Raw genomic sequence first — 16,313 nt, forward strand, 5'->3', positions numbered from 1 at the left:
TAATTGTACTTGTTAATTAAATTTAATCCTAAAAACGAAAAACACCGCAAACAGTTATGCTTGCAGTGTTTAAGGTTTAGATCAAAATTAATACGTTATTAATTTGTAGCTAAAGCAGATCTGTTTTTTAGGTATTTGTATAAACCAATTAATGAAGCAGCTATCCAAAATATTTCTATCACAAAGCTCGCTAAATTAAAGTTATAGCAAAGGCTAATTAACAACAAAATCGCCCCTGTTAAATTCATCATATTATACGTTAGGCTAGATGGAGACGTTTTTCCTAGCTGCAGTAAGAAAAATGAACCAACTACTAAAAAAGTACCTGTCATACCTATGATGTCAAATAAGAGTGCTATCACGAAACTATCCTTTATCCATTTTTAAATAACCCAATAAACTGGCCCGATCCATGGGGAGGGTATTTTTTCATTCATTGAAACAGCAAACCGAGCGATTCTATCAATATGGTAAATTCTAACAAGGCCATATGTCCGTATGAAAAAATTTTACTGTGTCTGAATTATTTAAACGTTACTTTACCACCAATTATTTTATAGGCAGGTGCACCACGAATAATCGCTTCTCGGGCAAAAGGCCGACTGCAATTAGGGCAAATACAGGGTTCTTGTGTAAAGTCTTGACTAATACGCTCTTTAAAACACTTAACTAATGCTCCTTTGCCTCCTTTTCGGTATTTAAATAAGGAGGCTTTACAGGCTGAGCAAAAAATATCGACCGTTTTAGTAGGGCCTTTTTTATTGGGTTTTGCCATTACGTCCTACTGGATTATAAAAAGTAATTAACTATGATATCAGTTTAGATAGGTAAAGGTTATAACAGGAACTTAGAATTTTTATGCGGTATGTTTATTGAGAATAAGCTTATAATAGTTTTGCGGTTATAAATACAGCCTAATCTTTAAAAAAGAAGCGGTTTAATTGAGATGATAATACATTCATATTAAAAGGTTTAATTATAAACCCCGACACTTTAGCTGCAATAACTTGCTTAACTTTATCTGTACCATCTTCACAGGTGACCATCAATACAGGAATATCAGCAAGAGCTTTATCTTTTCTAATATTTGCGAGTAAATCAACACCATTCATTTTTGGCATATGGAGGTCTGTAATAACCAAATCAAAATGCTGATTGCGCAAAAAAGCCAAAGCTTGCAATCCATTAGTTGCTTCCACGATATTGCTATACTCTAGTTTTCTTAACATATTAATTAATACATGACGCATAAGCGGCATATCATCAACAACTAATATTTTCATTAATACCTTTACCAAATCATGTAAATGGAGATTATATAAAACTACTCTAGTCGTAGATAAGAATCAAATTAGGCGTTAATGGTTATTCAAATTTTACGGCCATAGCCCTAAAATAAGCCCCATTAACGAAAACTGTAAAATGTGATACCCCCCGTTAATTAAAAAAAGCTTTAAAGGGCGTTGCTCAAATATATAACTTAATCCTAATGAACTGCCAATCCAAAAAAAGCCGATAATAAAGCCAGTCCCTATACTTTCACCTAAGCTTGCGTCTTTACCTAAAAAAAGAGACAGCATTAAAGCTGCTATAAACACTAAAAAAAAGCTGCCGCCAAATATCAACTTAGGATTAGCCGATTGTAAATCAAGGTCGGTTAAGCCAATACTTTCTAACCATGCATTTTTAAATAAAGCTTTTGAGTACCATACACCGCCAAGCATAAAAGATGAAAGTGCAGCTACAAGTATTGCAAAATAATCAACATCTAAAAGGTTCATACAAACAGCCGTATACAAGAGTGTAATACCGTTTGGTATTAAATATTAACGGTATAAAGATACTCTAAATGTAGCTATAAGTAGGAGATTGAGCAAATGGCTTAACTTTAATTAATTACCTGTATAGAAGGCAATTATACAAAATAAAGTCTATAAATCGCCAAATTTAGCATTAGTCAATACAGCCAAATCAGTTGGTGAGAGTTCGATTTCTAAACCTCGCTTTCCGGCGCTCACATAAATAGTATCAAAAAGTGAAGCACTCCTATGAATAAACGTAGCTAAGCGTTTTTTTTGCCCAAGTGGACTGACTCCACCTAAAATATAACCTGTGCTAGCTTGAACTTTTTGCGGGGCAGCCATTGCTACTTTTTTGGTACCACATAATTTTGCTAGCTGTTTTAAATTAACTTGTTGAGAAACGGGAGTTACAGCAACAATTAGTTGGCCTTCATGTGTTTCAAGAACGAGAGTTTTATATACATGAGCACTATCTAAATTTAACTTTTCTACAGCTTCAAGCCCATATTGACTATTACCTGCATCGTGTTCGTAACTGAGTACTTCAAAGGGGATTTTTTGTTTTTTAAGTAATTCGATTGCTGGGGTCATACTATTTAATCGTGTTTTTTTTAACAGTAACAAAAATAAAATTTAAAGCAAAAAAAACGACGCTAAAAAGCGCCGTTTCATTATTAATAATAATTTAAATTTACTTGGTTAAATCATCAAAAAACTTTTTAACACCGTCAAAAAAGCCTTGCTCTTTAGGACGATTTTTCGAGCTATCTGTACCCATACTTTCATCTAACTCTTGCAGTAGTTCACGTTGACGCTCGTTAAGATTAACTGGCGTTTCGATTACTACCTTACAAATTAGATCGCCTTGAGCACCACTTCGAACAGACTTAACGCCTTTGCCACGCATACGGAACATTTTGCCCGTTTGCGTTTCAGAAGGTATTTTAAGCTTTGCACGACCATCAAGTGTTGGCACCTGAATTTCGCCACCAAGGCCTGCTGTTGTAAAGCTAATTGGTACTTCACAGTATAAATTATTTGCTTCACGTACAAATATTTCATGTTCGCGAACAGATACTTGTACGTACAAGTCGCCAGATGGCGCGCCGTGCATTCCGGCTTCACCTTCACCAGTTAAGCGAATACGGTCTCCAGTATCAACGCCAGCTGGAATTTTAACTGAAAGCGTTTTAGTTTTTTCTACGCGGCCCTGACCATGACATTTGTTACAAGGGTCTGAAATAATCTGACCTTGTCCCTGACACGTTGGACACGTTTGCTGAACAGCAAAGAAACCTTGGCGCATTTGTACTTGGCCAGCACCATGACACGTAGTACATGTTTTAGGCTTAGAACCTGCTTTAGCACCACTGCCATCACATGGCTCACAACCCACCCATGTTGGTACTTTAATTTCAACTTCTTTACCACGAACCGCTTCTTCTAAGCTCAAGTCCATGTTGTAACGTAAGTCAGAACCACGTTGTTGACGAGATTGGCGTCGACCACCGCCGCCACCAAAAATATCGCCAAATACGTCACCAAATACATCACCAAAATCGCCATGACCGCCACCAAAGCCGCCATGACCACCGCCACCGCCTTGCTCAAATGCCGCGTGACCATGTTGGTCATACATTTGGCGTTTTTGAGGATCGGTTAAAATCTCGTAAGCTTCTTTAACTTCTTTAAATTTAGTTTCAAGCTCTTTATCGCCTGCGGTACGATCTGGATGATATTTCATCGCTAAGCGTTTATACGCTTTTTTTATGTCTCGCTCACTCGCATCTTTGCTTACGCCGAGGGCTTCGTAATAATCGCGTTTTGACATATCTATCACACTACTCTTTTCTGTTTGCAGCGTGAGCTGCTGGATAAACCGATAAATCGCATCGATTTATCATTGAATTTTTAAACCTTAAATACATGCAAAAGGCGCGACAAGCTATTGCTCGCGCGCCTCAATTGTTCATCCTAACCTAAACACTCAATTGAGTTAAGTGTTTTTGGCTAGCGAGAAGCGTTAGCAACAATTACTTGTCGTCTTTCACTTCTTCGAACTCTGCATCAACAACGTCGTCGTCTTGCTTAGCTGATTGCTGTTGCTCGCCTGCATCTGCTGAACCTTGCTGTGCTTTCGCTTGTGCAATTTCCATTAGTTTTTGAGACTTTTCAGCAAGAGCTTGAGTTTTAGCTTCAATCTCTTCTTTGTTGTCGCTCTTAATAGCCGCTTCTAAATCTACAACAGCCGCTTCAATCGCTTCTTTGTCTTCGCTTGGTAATGCATCGCCAGCTTCTTCAATTTGCTTGCGAGTACCGTGTACTAGAGCATCAGCTTGATTACGAGCAGCTACAAGTTCTTCGAACTTTTTATCGTCTTCAGCATGTGCTTCTGCATCACGAACCATTTTTTCAACTTCTTCATCGCTTAAGCCTGAAGATGCTTGAATTGTGATTTTTTGCTCTTTACCTGTATCTTTATCTTTTGCAGATACATGTAAGATACCATCGGCATCAACATCAAATGTTACTTCGATTTGCGGTGTACCACGTTGAGCTGGACGAATACCTTCTAGGTTAAATTGACCTAGAGATTTATTGTCGCTTGAACGTTTACGCTCACCTTGTAACACGTGAATTGTTACAGCAGATTGGTTGTCTTCAGCTGTTGAGAATGTTTGCGATTTCTTAGTAGGAATCGTCGTGTTTTTCTCAATTAATGCAGTCATTACTGAGCCCATTGTCTCAATACCTAGAGATAATGGAGAAACGTCTAGTAATAGTACATCTTTAACGTCACCAGCAAGTACACCACCTTGAATCGCTGCGCCTACTGCAACTGCTTCATCAGGGTTTACGTCTTTACGTGGTTCTTTACCGAAGAAATCAGCAACTGTTTTTTGTACTAGAGGCATACGTGTTTGACCACCAACAAGAATAATATCGTTGATGTCGCTTACTGATAAATCAGCATCAGCAAGTGCACGTTTAAGTGGCTCTAGAGATTTAGTTACTAAATCTTCAACTAGTGATTCAAGCTTAGCACGTGTTAGTTTCACGTTCATGTGCTTAGGACCAGATGCATCAGCAGTTACATACGGAAGATTTACTTCAGTTGATTGTGCAGATGACAGTTCAATTTTTGCTTTTTCAGCAGCTTCTTTAACACGTTGCATTGCAAGAGGATCAGTTTTTAAGTCTAAACCTTGATCTTTCTTGAATTCAGCTACTAGGTAGTTGATTACACGGTTATCGAAATCTTCACCACCTAAGTGAGTATCACCGTTTGTAGCAAGTACTTCAAAAGTGTGCTCGCCTTCAACTTCATCAATTTCAATGATTGATAAATCGAAAGTACCGCCACCTAAGTCATATACTGCAACGATGTTTTCGCCACGGTTTTTATCCATACCGTAAGCAAGTGCCGCAGCAGTTGGCTCATTGATAATACGTTTAACTTCAAGACCTGCGATACGACCAGCATCTTTCGTTGCTTGACGTTGTGAATCGTTAAAGTATGCAGGTACTGTGATTACAGCCTCAGTTACTTCTTCACCTAAGAAGTCCTCTGCCGTTTTCTTCATTTTTTTCAGTACTTCAGCAGAAATTTGTGGTGCAGCGCGTTTTTCGCCGCCCGCTTCTACCCATGCATCGCCGTTATCAGCTTTGATGATTTTAAACGGCATAATGCCGATATCGCGTTGTACTTCTTCGTCTTCAAAACGACGACCAATTAAACGCTTGATTGCAAATAATGTGTTTGTCGGGTTAGTAACCGCTTGACGCTTAGCAGATTGACCTACTAATGTTTCGCCGTCTTGCGTGTAAGCAATAATAGACGGGGTTGTGCGATCGCCTTCCGCGTTTTCAATAACACGTGCTTTGCCACCATCAAGTACTGCAACACAAGAGTTTGTAGTACCTAAATCGATTCCAATAATTTTACCCATGAAACTTCTCCAACTTCAATATTCGTTAATACGTTCGATGACATAGTAAATAGGGATGCGCCAAACTTATTTCAACTGTAAAAATGAAAAAAAATTCATTTTTTGTGATTTATTTACAAAATAACCCTAATAATTGTAAGGAATGGTGATTTTTACACCGCCAGAGACGTTTTTAATTACTGGTCTGACTAGTTTGGTTGTGTTATAAATTTATTAAATCGCACTATAAAAGGATATCTTCATGCATTTTGACCAATTACTTCTCCAAGCTGCAAAAATTGGCAATTTAGACAATACCGAACAATTAGCTAGCACAATGCAATTTCCAGAAAACTGGTGCCAAGGCAGAACTGCTTTTGGTGGGCTCTCAGCCGCACTGTTGTACCAAGCAATCAGAGGAAAAGTATCCAATGATCGTCGCATACTCTCACTCAGTACAAATTTTGTAGGGCCATTACTAGCTGATACTCCTTTTTCGTTATCGGTAGAAATATTACGACAAGGTAAAAGCAGTACACAAGTACTCGCCAAAGCCATTCAAAATGAACAAGTGTGCGTTATCGTACAAGCATGTTTTGCCAAAAGTAGAGAGTCGGGTGTAAATGTGCCTGTTTCAAAATCTTTAGGGTTAAAACCGGTAGACGAGCGCCATACCCTACCTTTTATTAAAGGTCAGATGCCTGAATTTTTTCAACATGTTGATTTATGCCCTCAACAAGGTGCCATGCCATTTAGCAGCGCAGAAACTTCTCACTTAGGTGGCTGGATGCGCTTTAAGCACACCCCAGAGCAAATAACAGAAGCGCACATAATTGCATTAACAGATGCATGGCCACCTACGTTATTACAAATGTTTAAACAACCCGCTCCAGCTAGTAGCATGTCGTGGTATTTAGAGTTTGTACAAGAGCCAAACTTATCACCTGGCGAATGGCTTGGCTTTGAAGCAATCACTCATCATTCAAAAGATGGCTATGGTTTAGAAGATGGCTGTATATGGTCACAATCGGGTGAGTTAATAGCGCTTACACGCCAAACAGTGGCGTTATTTGATTGATGAATTAGTTTGGCCTTCATCAACAATTCTTTTATATGTACCGTTTTGCTTGATGAGCGCCAAACCAATATCAAACTCAGTAGCTAAAGAGTGGTTATTAAAATAAGCAGGTCGCTTTGCTTTAGGAAATAAAGTGTAAATTTGCACAGCTTCGGGGGATTTATATTGATTGTAGTAATAGTAAAAAATACGCTTGTCTAACACGATTACATCCACCCAACCTTTTAATAGCTTATCTATTTGCGCTTTTTGATTAATAACCTCTTGATATGAGCTAAAGTTTTTAACATTACTTTTAAATATAGAAGGCAGATATGCAGTTGCATTTTGAAAAGCAAGAACGTTTTTATTAAACATGCCTTCTATTTCATCAATATTATATTTATTTCGCTTGAGTGTTATGGCTACATTTTCATAATTAAGTACCGGTTTACTTGGGTAAATACCAGGACTACTTCCTCCAGCATAATTTAAAAGTATATCCACTCCTTTATTATGCAATTGATGCTCAGCGCGTTTATTCGACATATATTGCACATTAATATGCAGTAAAAATAATATTTCACACGCTTCCTTTATATAACGAGCAGCTTGATGGCAGAACGCGTTGTATTAATGTATTAAATATAGCAAAATTGGAGAAATATTCTTCTTGCTTGGTATTAAATTGCAAACTGTCTGCCCCTGTTGTGATCTGATCATAGATATACCTCGCATAATCGCAAAACAAATGGCGATATGCCCACATTGTCACCATAAACTTTGCGAAGCCGATGTTAATCACGACAGCCGCATAGTTGCACTAAGCTTTAGCGCACTGTTAATGCTGCTCAGCAGTATGTTTTACCCTTTTATTTCATTTAGTAGTAGCGGTATAACTCAAACTATTACACTGCCCGACGCGGCTCGAATTTTGTTTAATTATGATAGTGAGCTACTTGGGTTATTTATTGATTTGAGCATTATTGCCCTGCCCATGGGTCTGCTTCTTATTTTAATTCCTTTACATCTTGGCCTTTTAAAAACATTACCAGAGGGGATTGCAAGGCGCCTACTAAAGTTCACCCTTGCGTTAGAGCCTTGGATTATGTCGGAAATATTTTTAATTGGCGTACTTGTTAGTATGGTTAAAATCATGTCGCTGGCTGATATTAGCTTCGGTACGAGTTTTTGGGCTTATGTGGGGTTTGTTATTTTATATATAGCTGCGCTTGTTCACTTAAATCGCCCGCGCTTATGGGCTCAAATAAAGCCTGTAAAAGTACTTGAAGGCGCAGAGCATGCTAAACGAGCAATAGATGAAAATATTAAAGCCTGCCATGTGTGCCATCAACTATGTACCGGTAATATTTGTCAGCGTTGCCATACAAAAACACACGTCAGAAATCCTTACAGCGTACAAAAAGCGGCAGCTTGGCTAATTACTTCTGTTGTTTGTTATATTCCAGCTAATGTTTTACCTATTATGCACACCACTAGTCTTGGGGATGAATCACCTTCGACTTTAATTGGTGGCGTAATTACACTTTGGAAAAGTGGCTCCTACCCTATTGCTGCTATTATATTTTTAGCAAGCGTAGTAGTGCCACTTGCTAAAGCTTTTGTACTCAGCTTTTTATGCATAATGGTTACAAGGCCTGCAAATAGGCACACTAAAAGCTATACGCGAATTTATCAACTGACTGAGTTTATTGGAAAATGGTCAATGATAGATGTATTTGTGGTGGCTATTTTAGTTGCCTTAGTTCAATTGGGTAATTTAATGTCAGTAACGCCAGGATTAGGCATTGTATTTTTTACAATTATGGTAATATGCCAGATGATGGCTGCCCATGCCTTTGACCCACGTTTGTTGTGGGATTCACCAAAAAATAAAAAATCAGAGAATAAAGCATGACCGAAACTGCCGAAATAACAAAAGAACCGAAGATTTCCGCTATCTGGATCATTCCGGCAATTGCGCTGTTAGTGGGTATGTGGATGTTATACCAATACCAAGCTAATAAAGGCCCTACGATTTTTATCGAAATGCCACAAGCAGAGGGCATTATTGCAGGTAAAACTGAAATAAAAGTGCGCAGTGTAAAAATAGGCCAAATTGATCATGTTCGATTATCAGATACTCAAGACAGCGTTATTGCACGAGCGCAAATAGACAAAAACTATGATTCGCTTCTAACCGAAGATGCCAAAATTTGGGTCGTTAAACCACGCATTGATGAAACAGGTATTAGCGGAATGAGCACGCTATTGTCTGGTGTATATTTAGAGTTTTCGCCAGGTGAAAGTAAAGAATTAAAAGAGCGTTTTAAGTTACAAGATGAACCTGCCCTCATTGGTAAAGATGTTAAAGGTGGCCGTTTTAAATTAATGAGCTACAACGCTGAAGTGCTTGATGTGAGCACCGGTATATTTTTCAAAAATTATAAAATAGGTCAAATAGAAACCGCCACTTTTGATTGGGAAAATCAGGCAATGAAGTATGGTGTATTTATTAAAGAACCATACCAAAACCTAATAACCATGAACTCGATTTTTTGGGTGAACGCAGGGATTGAAATTGACCTATCTGCCGATGGCATCAATATTAATACGGGCTCTTTAAGCAAACTTTTAAAAGGCGGTATTTCGGTTGGCTTACCTGAGCAACAGGCCCCGGGTGAAATAGCACAGGATGGGCATAGCTTTTCATTAAGCCAAAGCTATAAAGAAGCGCTAGAAGAGCGTTTTTACGATTTTGATTACTACCTAATTGAATTTGAACAATCAGTTCGAGGACTACGCACAGGTGCTCCTGTAGAATATAGAGGTATGCGTGTAGGTACTGTTGTTGAAACCCCTGCCAATGTAATTGTTAACGGTAAGCCCGCTCACTTTAGAAACCACAATACGGCCGTTCCGGTACTTATAAAAGTAGAATACGGACGCTTGTATCATGACAGTGCTTCAGCAAAAGAGTATTGGCAAGGTAGTTTAAAAGGCTGGATTGAAAGTGGTATGCGCGCGTCGTTAAAGCCTGGTAATTTATTAACAGGTGCTGTGTATGTAGATTTTGATATATACCCAGATGCACCGCAAGCACACCTAGGTAAACTTGTTCAGTATGATGTTTTTCCAAGTATTTCTAGTGGGATAACTGTATTAGCAGATCAAGTTTCTGACGTACTTAATAAGGTAAACAACTTAAAAGTTGAAGACAGCTTGGCACAAATGCAAGCTACATTTACCGATTACCGAGCGCTTGCTAATGAAATGCGAGAGCTGCTAAGCCAAAAAGATACACAAAACTTACCGGGTGACTTTAACCGTAACTTTGAAAAGATGACAAAAAGCATGGAGCAATTTGAAGTCACTATGCGCCAATTTGATAAAACCATGGCCAGTTACCAAGCCGGTTCTGAACTTCATCATCAAATACAGCAAACATTAAAAGAGTTTAAACGTTTAAGTGAAGGTCTACAGCCTCTAACTCGCGGATTAAACGAGCAACCTAATATGCTAATTTTTGATAAATCATTACCAGCAGATCCAAAACCAAGGAAGCAATAATGAAATCGTTATTTTTAACTGCAAGTTTATTATTACTATTGGCAGGTTGTAGTTCATCAATACAAACTGCCACACAGTATTACCAGTTTGAGCAGCCTATAGGTGCATCATCTCGAAACGTTGCAAATACAGATGCACAATTAAGAATACAAACAGTTGTACTCAGAGGCGCTTTAAATAATTTAGGTATTGCTATGAAAGTAGATAGCAACCAAATTCATGCTGCAAATTACAACCTGTGGGGCGAATCGCCGGATGTAATGCTTACCGCAACAGCACAGCAAACACTTTTTAATGCTATGCCCAACTGGATGGTAATAAAGGGCTTACCGGTCATTACTGAACTCGATCAACAAACATTTTACGAACTAGAGTACGAAATTCATCACTTTAATGGTGACTTAAAGGGTAATGCAGATATATCAGGTCTTTGGCGATTATATTACACGCACCCAGAGACTGGCAGGCGTTTGGTCAGCATCCATAACTTTTCAAACTTAGTTGCTATTGATGATGATGGTTATGACGGTTTAGTTTCGGCACTTGAAAAAATATGGCTAAACATCAACCTAAATGTCGCTAAAGAAATAGAACAAGCAAGGCTGTAATTTTGATCTTATTGATTGCTTTGCACTAAAGAAGCACTTGTTCGTTAGCTAAAAAAGAAAAACTAAAGACAAACGTACAAGAACAAAGTGATTAAATAAACGCACTAACTACAGTTATAGTTTTACTCGCTGTCACTGTAGTTATAAATGTGAGGGCATAATGTCTCATAAAAAGGTCTTTTGTACTAAGTGAAAAACGAGCGCGAAAGATGTAAGAGACCTTTGGCAATTTGCTGTATATTCCAAATATATTACATCGATAAAATTTCATAATATTCGCCAATATTTGCCAACCTGGGCTACCGTTATATAGATTCAAATACCATTTCCGACATACCTTAAGACCTCACTAAAACCCCATTCGTAATTGTGCAATCAACTTTAAACTTAATATTATTTTTTACTTCAAATATCAAAGTATTTTTAATTAACAACACACCTCCTCTAGATTTAAACACAAACCTAATCCAGGCACATCCACCACACTATTTACCGATACCTTTTAAACCCTATTTTAGGTACAATGTATTTTGCATTCATTGTTTTAGGTTGTGTATTTATATACACGAATGTAATTAATGTATGCTCGTTTAATACCAATTCACTTAATTTAGAGTGCTATTTTAAGGTATTAAAACGGTGTCGATAACAAGGCATAAATTATCGAAAAGCAAGGAAATTAATAGTAAGAAGTAAAGATATTGTGCAGTGGGTAAATGATTTTTTAATTCTTACTTTGTTTTTAGCGAGTAAAAAATCAACGTTATAAAACTCTAAAGCCTACACAACTCTACTTACCATTTAATAGCTTTAAACCATTTATATATCACGTTTAATTATCTGTTTATAAAAGATAAAAGCGGTAGATGTAGTAACAATTAAGGTTAGTCCCTTAGTAATTGGATATTTTTTAAGGAAAATAATATGAAAAAAAGCATACTGCTTGGCTGTGCTATTAGTATTACTTTGTGTTCAATCACACAAGTAAATGCAACGGTTAATAATCAATTAAATAAAGGTATTTTTAATACCTCAAGTGCAAACTCTAATGCTGTTGCTAATGAACAGTTTGGTATTGAAATAAGCTCACAAACGAGTATTACATTTTTTGTAAATACATCTGACTGGGCTGATGTACATTATATTTTAAACAGCGATAATCAACATAATGCTCGCATGATTACAAATGGCTCACGTAATACCAGAACATTAACTGGCTTAAGCAATGGCGACATTATTAAGTACTCATATACTTATTTAGATAAAAGTGGAGCAGCTAAAGACTCACCTTGGAGTACCTATATTTTTAATGCTGTTGTTGATAGTACTGATTCAGATAATGATGGTGTTAATGACACCGAAGACCTATGCCCCAACACAGCAACTAATGTAGTTGTTGATGAAGTCGGTTGTATAATTGAACCTAATGATAATGAAGAAGAAGCTGACTTAGGCAGTATTGTTCCGTTATATAACAATTCAACAGTACTTGAGCATGCTATTTCTTTTGATCGTGGTGATGCACTCGTTACTCGCTTTGCAGACAGGGGGCGGGATCGCCATGCAAAAGAGGACCAATTTCAAGCTTACGATCACTATTTATCGCACTATTGGACACACCGTACCGCACAATTCGAATTTGTTGATTATGTTGCTAAAGGCGGCGATTCACTTGAAATCACTTTTATCACAGAGTGGAAATTAGACGCCAAAGAATTTAGAGCTTGGTATCGAGGTTTAAATACCGTTGCTGAATACCACGGTAACCTTGGCGGTGGAGTGATTGAATTAGATAATGGTAGTTATGACCATGATTTTAATAAAATAAGCGATACAGGTAATCAATATCGATATAAATTAGTTATTAATGATTATCGCCCATTAAATTGGGCTCCATCTAATGTTATGCCTCTAGAAGTTGGTCAACGTATGGAATTTGAAGTGAGCCAATTTTTAGATGTATCAGTCCCTGAAGGTCGTACTAATTATTACGGTACAACTTATTTATATATTATTGGTGAAGGTTTAGTGCCTTGGAAAACCGTTGGTAACTTTGATGACAAGAGTTCTGAACGTGAAAATTCATACCCAATTGCCCAAAATGGTCGCCTAGGTGGCGGTACCACTTTACCTTATAATTATACTGGCGAATCTGATAACCACTTTATGCAAATGGCTACTAATTTATCAAACGTAAACGGTCAAGCATTTGTAGAAGGTCGACGTGTTCACCACACTAATTTTACCACGGGTGGACACGACGAAAGTGTTGAAAATGGTATTTTCAATGAGCTTGTAGGCAAAGCTGGTACGCATTATGTTAATACATCTTGTTCTGGTTGTCATGAACGCAATGGTCGGGCTTCAGTGGCTGATACCGGCGCACCTTTGGATAAGTGGGTATTTGCAATCGCTGATGCTGACTATCAACCAGACCCTTTAAGAGGCTATGTATTACAGCCTAGTAATATTGGTATTAACTCTGCACTAGGTGAAGGCACTGTCACAATAGCCTCATGGACTGAAAGTAATGGTCTGCGCTCTCCGAATTATGAATTTTCTAGTGGTAGACCCGCACGTTTTTCTGCCCGATTAGCACCTCAGTTAGTCGGTCTAGGTCTGCTTGAGGCTGTTAGCGAAGCCACTATATTAGAGAGAGAAGATCAAGATGACCTTGATGGAGATGGTATTTCGGGTAAAGCGCGATTATCAATAGACCCACTTACGGGTGAAACGCGTTTAGGTCGTTTTGGCTACAAAGCCAGTGCAACGTCTATCAAACATCAAATTGCTGGTGCATTAAATACTGACATGGGAGTAATGACATCGGTAAAGCCAACACCTGATTGTGGTCCTAATCAAACAACCTGTGGAAATGAATTGGGTAGCGAGCTGTCCGATGAAAATTTAAATAATTTAGTTAAATATATTTCTTTGTTAGGTGTTCGTGCACAACGCGATCTTGATAACGATAATGTTATTCTAGGTGAAACCATATTTAATGAGATTGGGTGTGAAAGTTGTCATCGCAGCACAATGAAAACCAGTGAGTTTGCACCATTAGCCGAATTACGAAACCAAACTATTCGCCCGTTTAGTGATTTATTATTGCATGATATGGGCGAAGGTTTAGCCGATAATTTAGGCGCAGGTAATGCAACGGGCGCAGAGTGGAGAACAGCCCCTCTTTGGGGCCTTGGTTTATCAGCATGCGTAACCGGTGGTGTTACTAACCCTACTGGTTATCAGGGTGATGATGTGTGTAAGCCTGACGCTAACTATTTACATGATGGACGAGCGCGTACTATAAATGAAGCAATTATGTGGCATGGCGGCGAAGCTGAAAACGCCCGTATTGCCTATGAAAGCATCACTTCATCAGAACAATCAGCATTGTTAACATTTTTAAACTCACTTTAAAATGAGTTATTAACTATCGCTATTAACTTTGACTAAACTTATATCTGAGTCCGTTAAATTATAATGACATTTAGATTTATTACTTACAGTTCAAGTTAATAATTAAAGCTTATGCTATTTACCCTTACAGCATAGGCTTTTATTTTAAGTATCATGATCCGTTTTTTAACAGAGTGAAAGTTCAATACAAAATAGCTTTTAATCACAGCATTAAAATAAATGTTATTTGATGCATTTATTTATTGACTGAAGTTAAAAAGCAGATTACTTTTGCGCCGATGTTTTTACAGGCACAACAATAGCGGTTTGCACTCCTTGCACCGTCTGGCGCCAAAGCCAACGCGTTTCACTTAAGCTGCTATTTAACATAACTGTTTATGTGTCCCTCCCTCGCGTACAAAAGCAGTGACTTGGAAGATGATTTAACAACAAACTTATCACCTTCTTTGTTTTTGTATAAGCAGTTTAAAAATTAATACTATTTTAATTTTTATACATGCTTTTAATTTTGTGAATACTTAAATGCTTGAACCTTCTGCGTTGAGTTTACTACCACCGTTAGTGGTGGTTGTGTTGGCTGTTGTATTACGCCGCCCTATTTTATCTTTACTTATTGGTGCGTTAGTTGGTTTGGTTATAGCCGACCCTGCACAAGTACTTACTAACTTTGCAAGTACATCGCTAAAAGTGATGACAGACGAAACCATCGGCTGGCTAATACTTGTATGTGGTGGTTTTGGCGCTTTAATCGCACTATTAGTACGTACAGGTGGCGCGTCGGCTTTTGGTAAGTTAGCTCTTAAATACACCAAAGGTAAACGCTCATCTTTGTTTATGACCTTTTGCTTGGGTGTGGTTATTTTCATTGATGACTACTTAAATGCGCTTACCGTGGGTGAAACCATGAAACGCATTACCGATAAATTTAAAGTTAGCCGTGAAATGCTAGCTTATGTTGTTGACTCAACTGCTGCACCAATTTGTGTGCTTGTCCCTTTATCTACTTGGGCGGTATTTTTTGGTGGTTTACTTGTAGATAACGGTATTGCTGAAGAAGGCAAAGGTATTGCTGTTTATATTCAAGCTATTCCGTACATGTTTTACGCGTGGTTTGCAGTGCTTGTTGTTTTACTTGTTGTACTAGGTGTTATTCCTGCAATTGGTCCGATGAAAAAAGCAGAGCAAATGGCACAAATTGAGCAAGCTCAAGTTGACCCTGCCCAATACAATGACGTTCAAACAGCAGATGAATACGCGGTAAAAGCAGCTGAAGAAAACTTTGAAGATGCCGACCCTAAAGGTAAATTACGTAACTTTTTGGTGCCGATTATTTTACTGGTTGCATTTACTGTTTACTTTGAAATTGACGTATACAAAGGCTTATTAGCAACAATGGCGGTCACTCTCCCGTTATATGCATTACAAAAATTAATGAGCGTAAGTGAAATGATTGAGCGCATGCTTGATGGCTTTAAAAGTATGATCCCCGCGATTGGTACTGTTATAGCTGCGTTTATATTTAAAGATGTATGCGACTTAATTGGTTTGCCTCAGTTTGTTATTGGCAGCTTAAGCCCTTATATGACCGCTGCATATTTACCAGCCGTGGTATTTATTTCAATGGCTATTTTAGCGTTTGCAACGGGGTCTAGCTGGGGTATTTTTGCTGTATCAATTCCGATTGTTATGCCACTGGCAAATGCGGTTGATGCAAACATACCACTGGTCATTGGGGCCCTATTATCGGCTTCTTCTTTTGGTAGCCAAGCGTGTTTTTACTCAGATTCAACCGTACTCGCAGCGCAAGGTTCTGGTTGTAATTTAATGAGCCATGCTGTTACACAATTGCCATACACGCTAATTGCTGCGACATTAGCTGTTATAGGCTTTTTAATAATGGCTTAATTTGCTTAAATAAAAACCCCAA

At 38.1% G+C, this 16,313-nt stretch carries 14 protein-coding genes; 6 read left to right on the top strand and 8 right to left on the bottom strand.

Annotated elements, in window-relative coordinates; genetic code table 11:
* Positions 1–98: 98 nt before the first annotated feature.
* The 7 genes from EU510_RS08125 to dnaK all read right to left on the bottom strand — a co-directional run bounded on the left by EU510_RS08125 (position 99) and on the right by dnaK (position 5,752).
* Entirely contained in the window at positions 99–362 is a 264-nt protein-coding gene (locus tag EU510_RS08125; protein WP_024595558.1) for a CBU_0592 family membrane protein, read from the bottom strand.
* Positions 363–523: 161 nt separating this feature from the next.
* The gene (locus EU510_RS08130) at positions 524–775 is read right to left on the bottom strand and encodes a hypothetical protein (RefSeq protein WP_024595559.1); all 252 of its coding nucleotides are present in this window, start codon (positions 773–775) and stop codon (positions 524–526) included.
* Between the two features lie 139 nt (positions 776–914).
* Entirely contained in the window at positions 915–1,283 is a 369-nt protein-coding gene (locus EU510_RS08135) for a response regulator (RefSeq protein WP_149593054.1), read from the bottom strand.
* Between the two features lie 93 nt (positions 1,284–1,376).
* Positions 1,377–1,781 carry a DUF1761 domain-containing protein gene (locus EU510_RS08140; RefSeq protein ID WP_149593055.1) on the bottom strand — a complete coding sequence of 135 codons (405 nt, stop codon included), beginning with the start codon at positions 1,779–1,781 and terminating at the stop codon, positions 1,377–1,379.
* Between the two features lie 150 nt (positions 1,782–1,931).
* Positions 1,932–2,393: a Cys-tRNA(Pro) deacylase gene (ybaK, locus tag EU510_RS08145; RefSeq protein ID WP_149593056.1), complete on the bottom strand. Its 462-nt coding sequence runs from the start codon at positions 2,391–2,393 to the stop codon at positions 1,932–1,934.
* 100 nt (positions 2,394–2,493) lie between these two features.
* Complete coding sequence (gene dnaJ, locus EU510_RS08150) at positions 2,494–3,633, bottom strand: molecular chaperone DnaJ (RefSeq protein ID WP_002959065.1); 1,140 nt, start codon at positions 3,631–3,633, stop codon at positions 2,494–2,496.
* Between the two features lie 202 nt (positions 3,634–3,835).
* Positions 3,836–5,752, bottom strand: a complete 1,917-nt coding sequence (gene dnaK, locus EU510_RS08155; RefSeq protein ID WP_002959064.1) for a molecular chaperone DnaK — start codon at positions 5,750–5,752, stop codon at positions 3,836–3,838.
* A 241-nt stretch (positions 5,753–5,993) separates the two neighbouring features.
* On the opposite strand from dnaK, the gene EU510_RS08160 reads away from it, so the two are divergent.
* Entirely contained in the window at positions 5,994–6,809 is an 816-nt protein-coding gene (locus EU510_RS08160; protein ID WP_149593057.1) for a thioesterase family protein, read from the top strand.
* On the opposite strand, the gene EU510_RS08165 is transcribed toward EU510_RS08160, so the two are convergent.
* The gene (locus EU510_RS08165) at positions 6,798–7,337 is read right to left on the bottom strand and encodes a transporter substrate-binding domain-containing protein (RefSeq protein ID WP_149593058.1); all 540 of its coding nucleotides are present in this window, start codon (positions 7,335–7,337) and stop codon (positions 6,798–6,800) included. The genes EU510_RS08160 and EU510_RS08165 overlap by 12 nt on opposite strands.
* Positions 7,338–7,539: 202 nt before the next feature.
* On the opposite strand from EU510_RS08165, the gene EU510_RS08170 reads away from it, so the two are divergent.
* The 5 genes from EU510_RS08170 (at position 7,540) to EU510_RS08190 (ending at position 16,291) form a co-directional block, all read left to right on the top strand.
* Positions 7,540–8,706, top strand: a complete 1,167-nt coding sequence (locus EU510_RS08170) for a paraquat-inducible protein A (protein ID WP_262501210.1) — start codon at positions 7,540–7,542, stop codon at positions 8,704–8,706.
* Positions 8,703–10,358: an intermembrane transport protein PqiB gene (gene pqiB / locus EU510_RS08175; protein WP_149593060.1), complete on the top strand. Its 1,656-nt coding sequence runs from the start codon at positions 8,703–8,705 to the stop codon at positions 10,356–10,358. Before EU510_RS08170 ends, pqiB begins: the two co-directional genes overlap by 4 nt.
* Positions 10,358–10,966 (top strand): PqiC family protein, encoded by a 609-nt coding sequence (locus EU510_RS08180; protein WP_149593061.1) that lies wholly within the window; start codon positions 10,358–10,360, stop codon positions 10,964–10,966. The genes pqiB and EU510_RS08180 overlap by 1 nt, the downstream gene beginning before the upstream one ends.
* Before the next feature lie 924 nt (positions 10,967–11,890).
* The gene (locus EU510_RS08185) at positions 11,891–14,386 is read left to right on the top strand and encodes a di-heme oxidoredictase family protein (RefSeq protein ID WP_262501211.1); all 2,496 of its coding nucleotides are present in this window, start codon (positions 11,891–11,893) and stop codon (positions 14,384–14,386) included.
* A gap of 522 nt (positions 14,387–14,908) precedes the next feature.
* On the top strand, positions 14,909–16,291 hold the full coding sequence (locus EU510_RS08190; protein ID WP_149593062.1) for a Na+/H+ antiporter NhaC family protein: 1,383 nt from the start codon (positions 14,909–14,911) through the stop codon (positions 16,289–16,291).
* Positions 16,292–16,313: the final 22 nt, after the last annotated feature.

Source organism: Pseudoalteromonas sp. FUC4, from assembly GCF_008370255.1.
Taxonomy (GTDB): domain Bacteria; phylum Pseudomonadota; class Gammaproteobacteria; order Enterobacterales; family Alteromonadaceae; genus Pseudoalteromonas.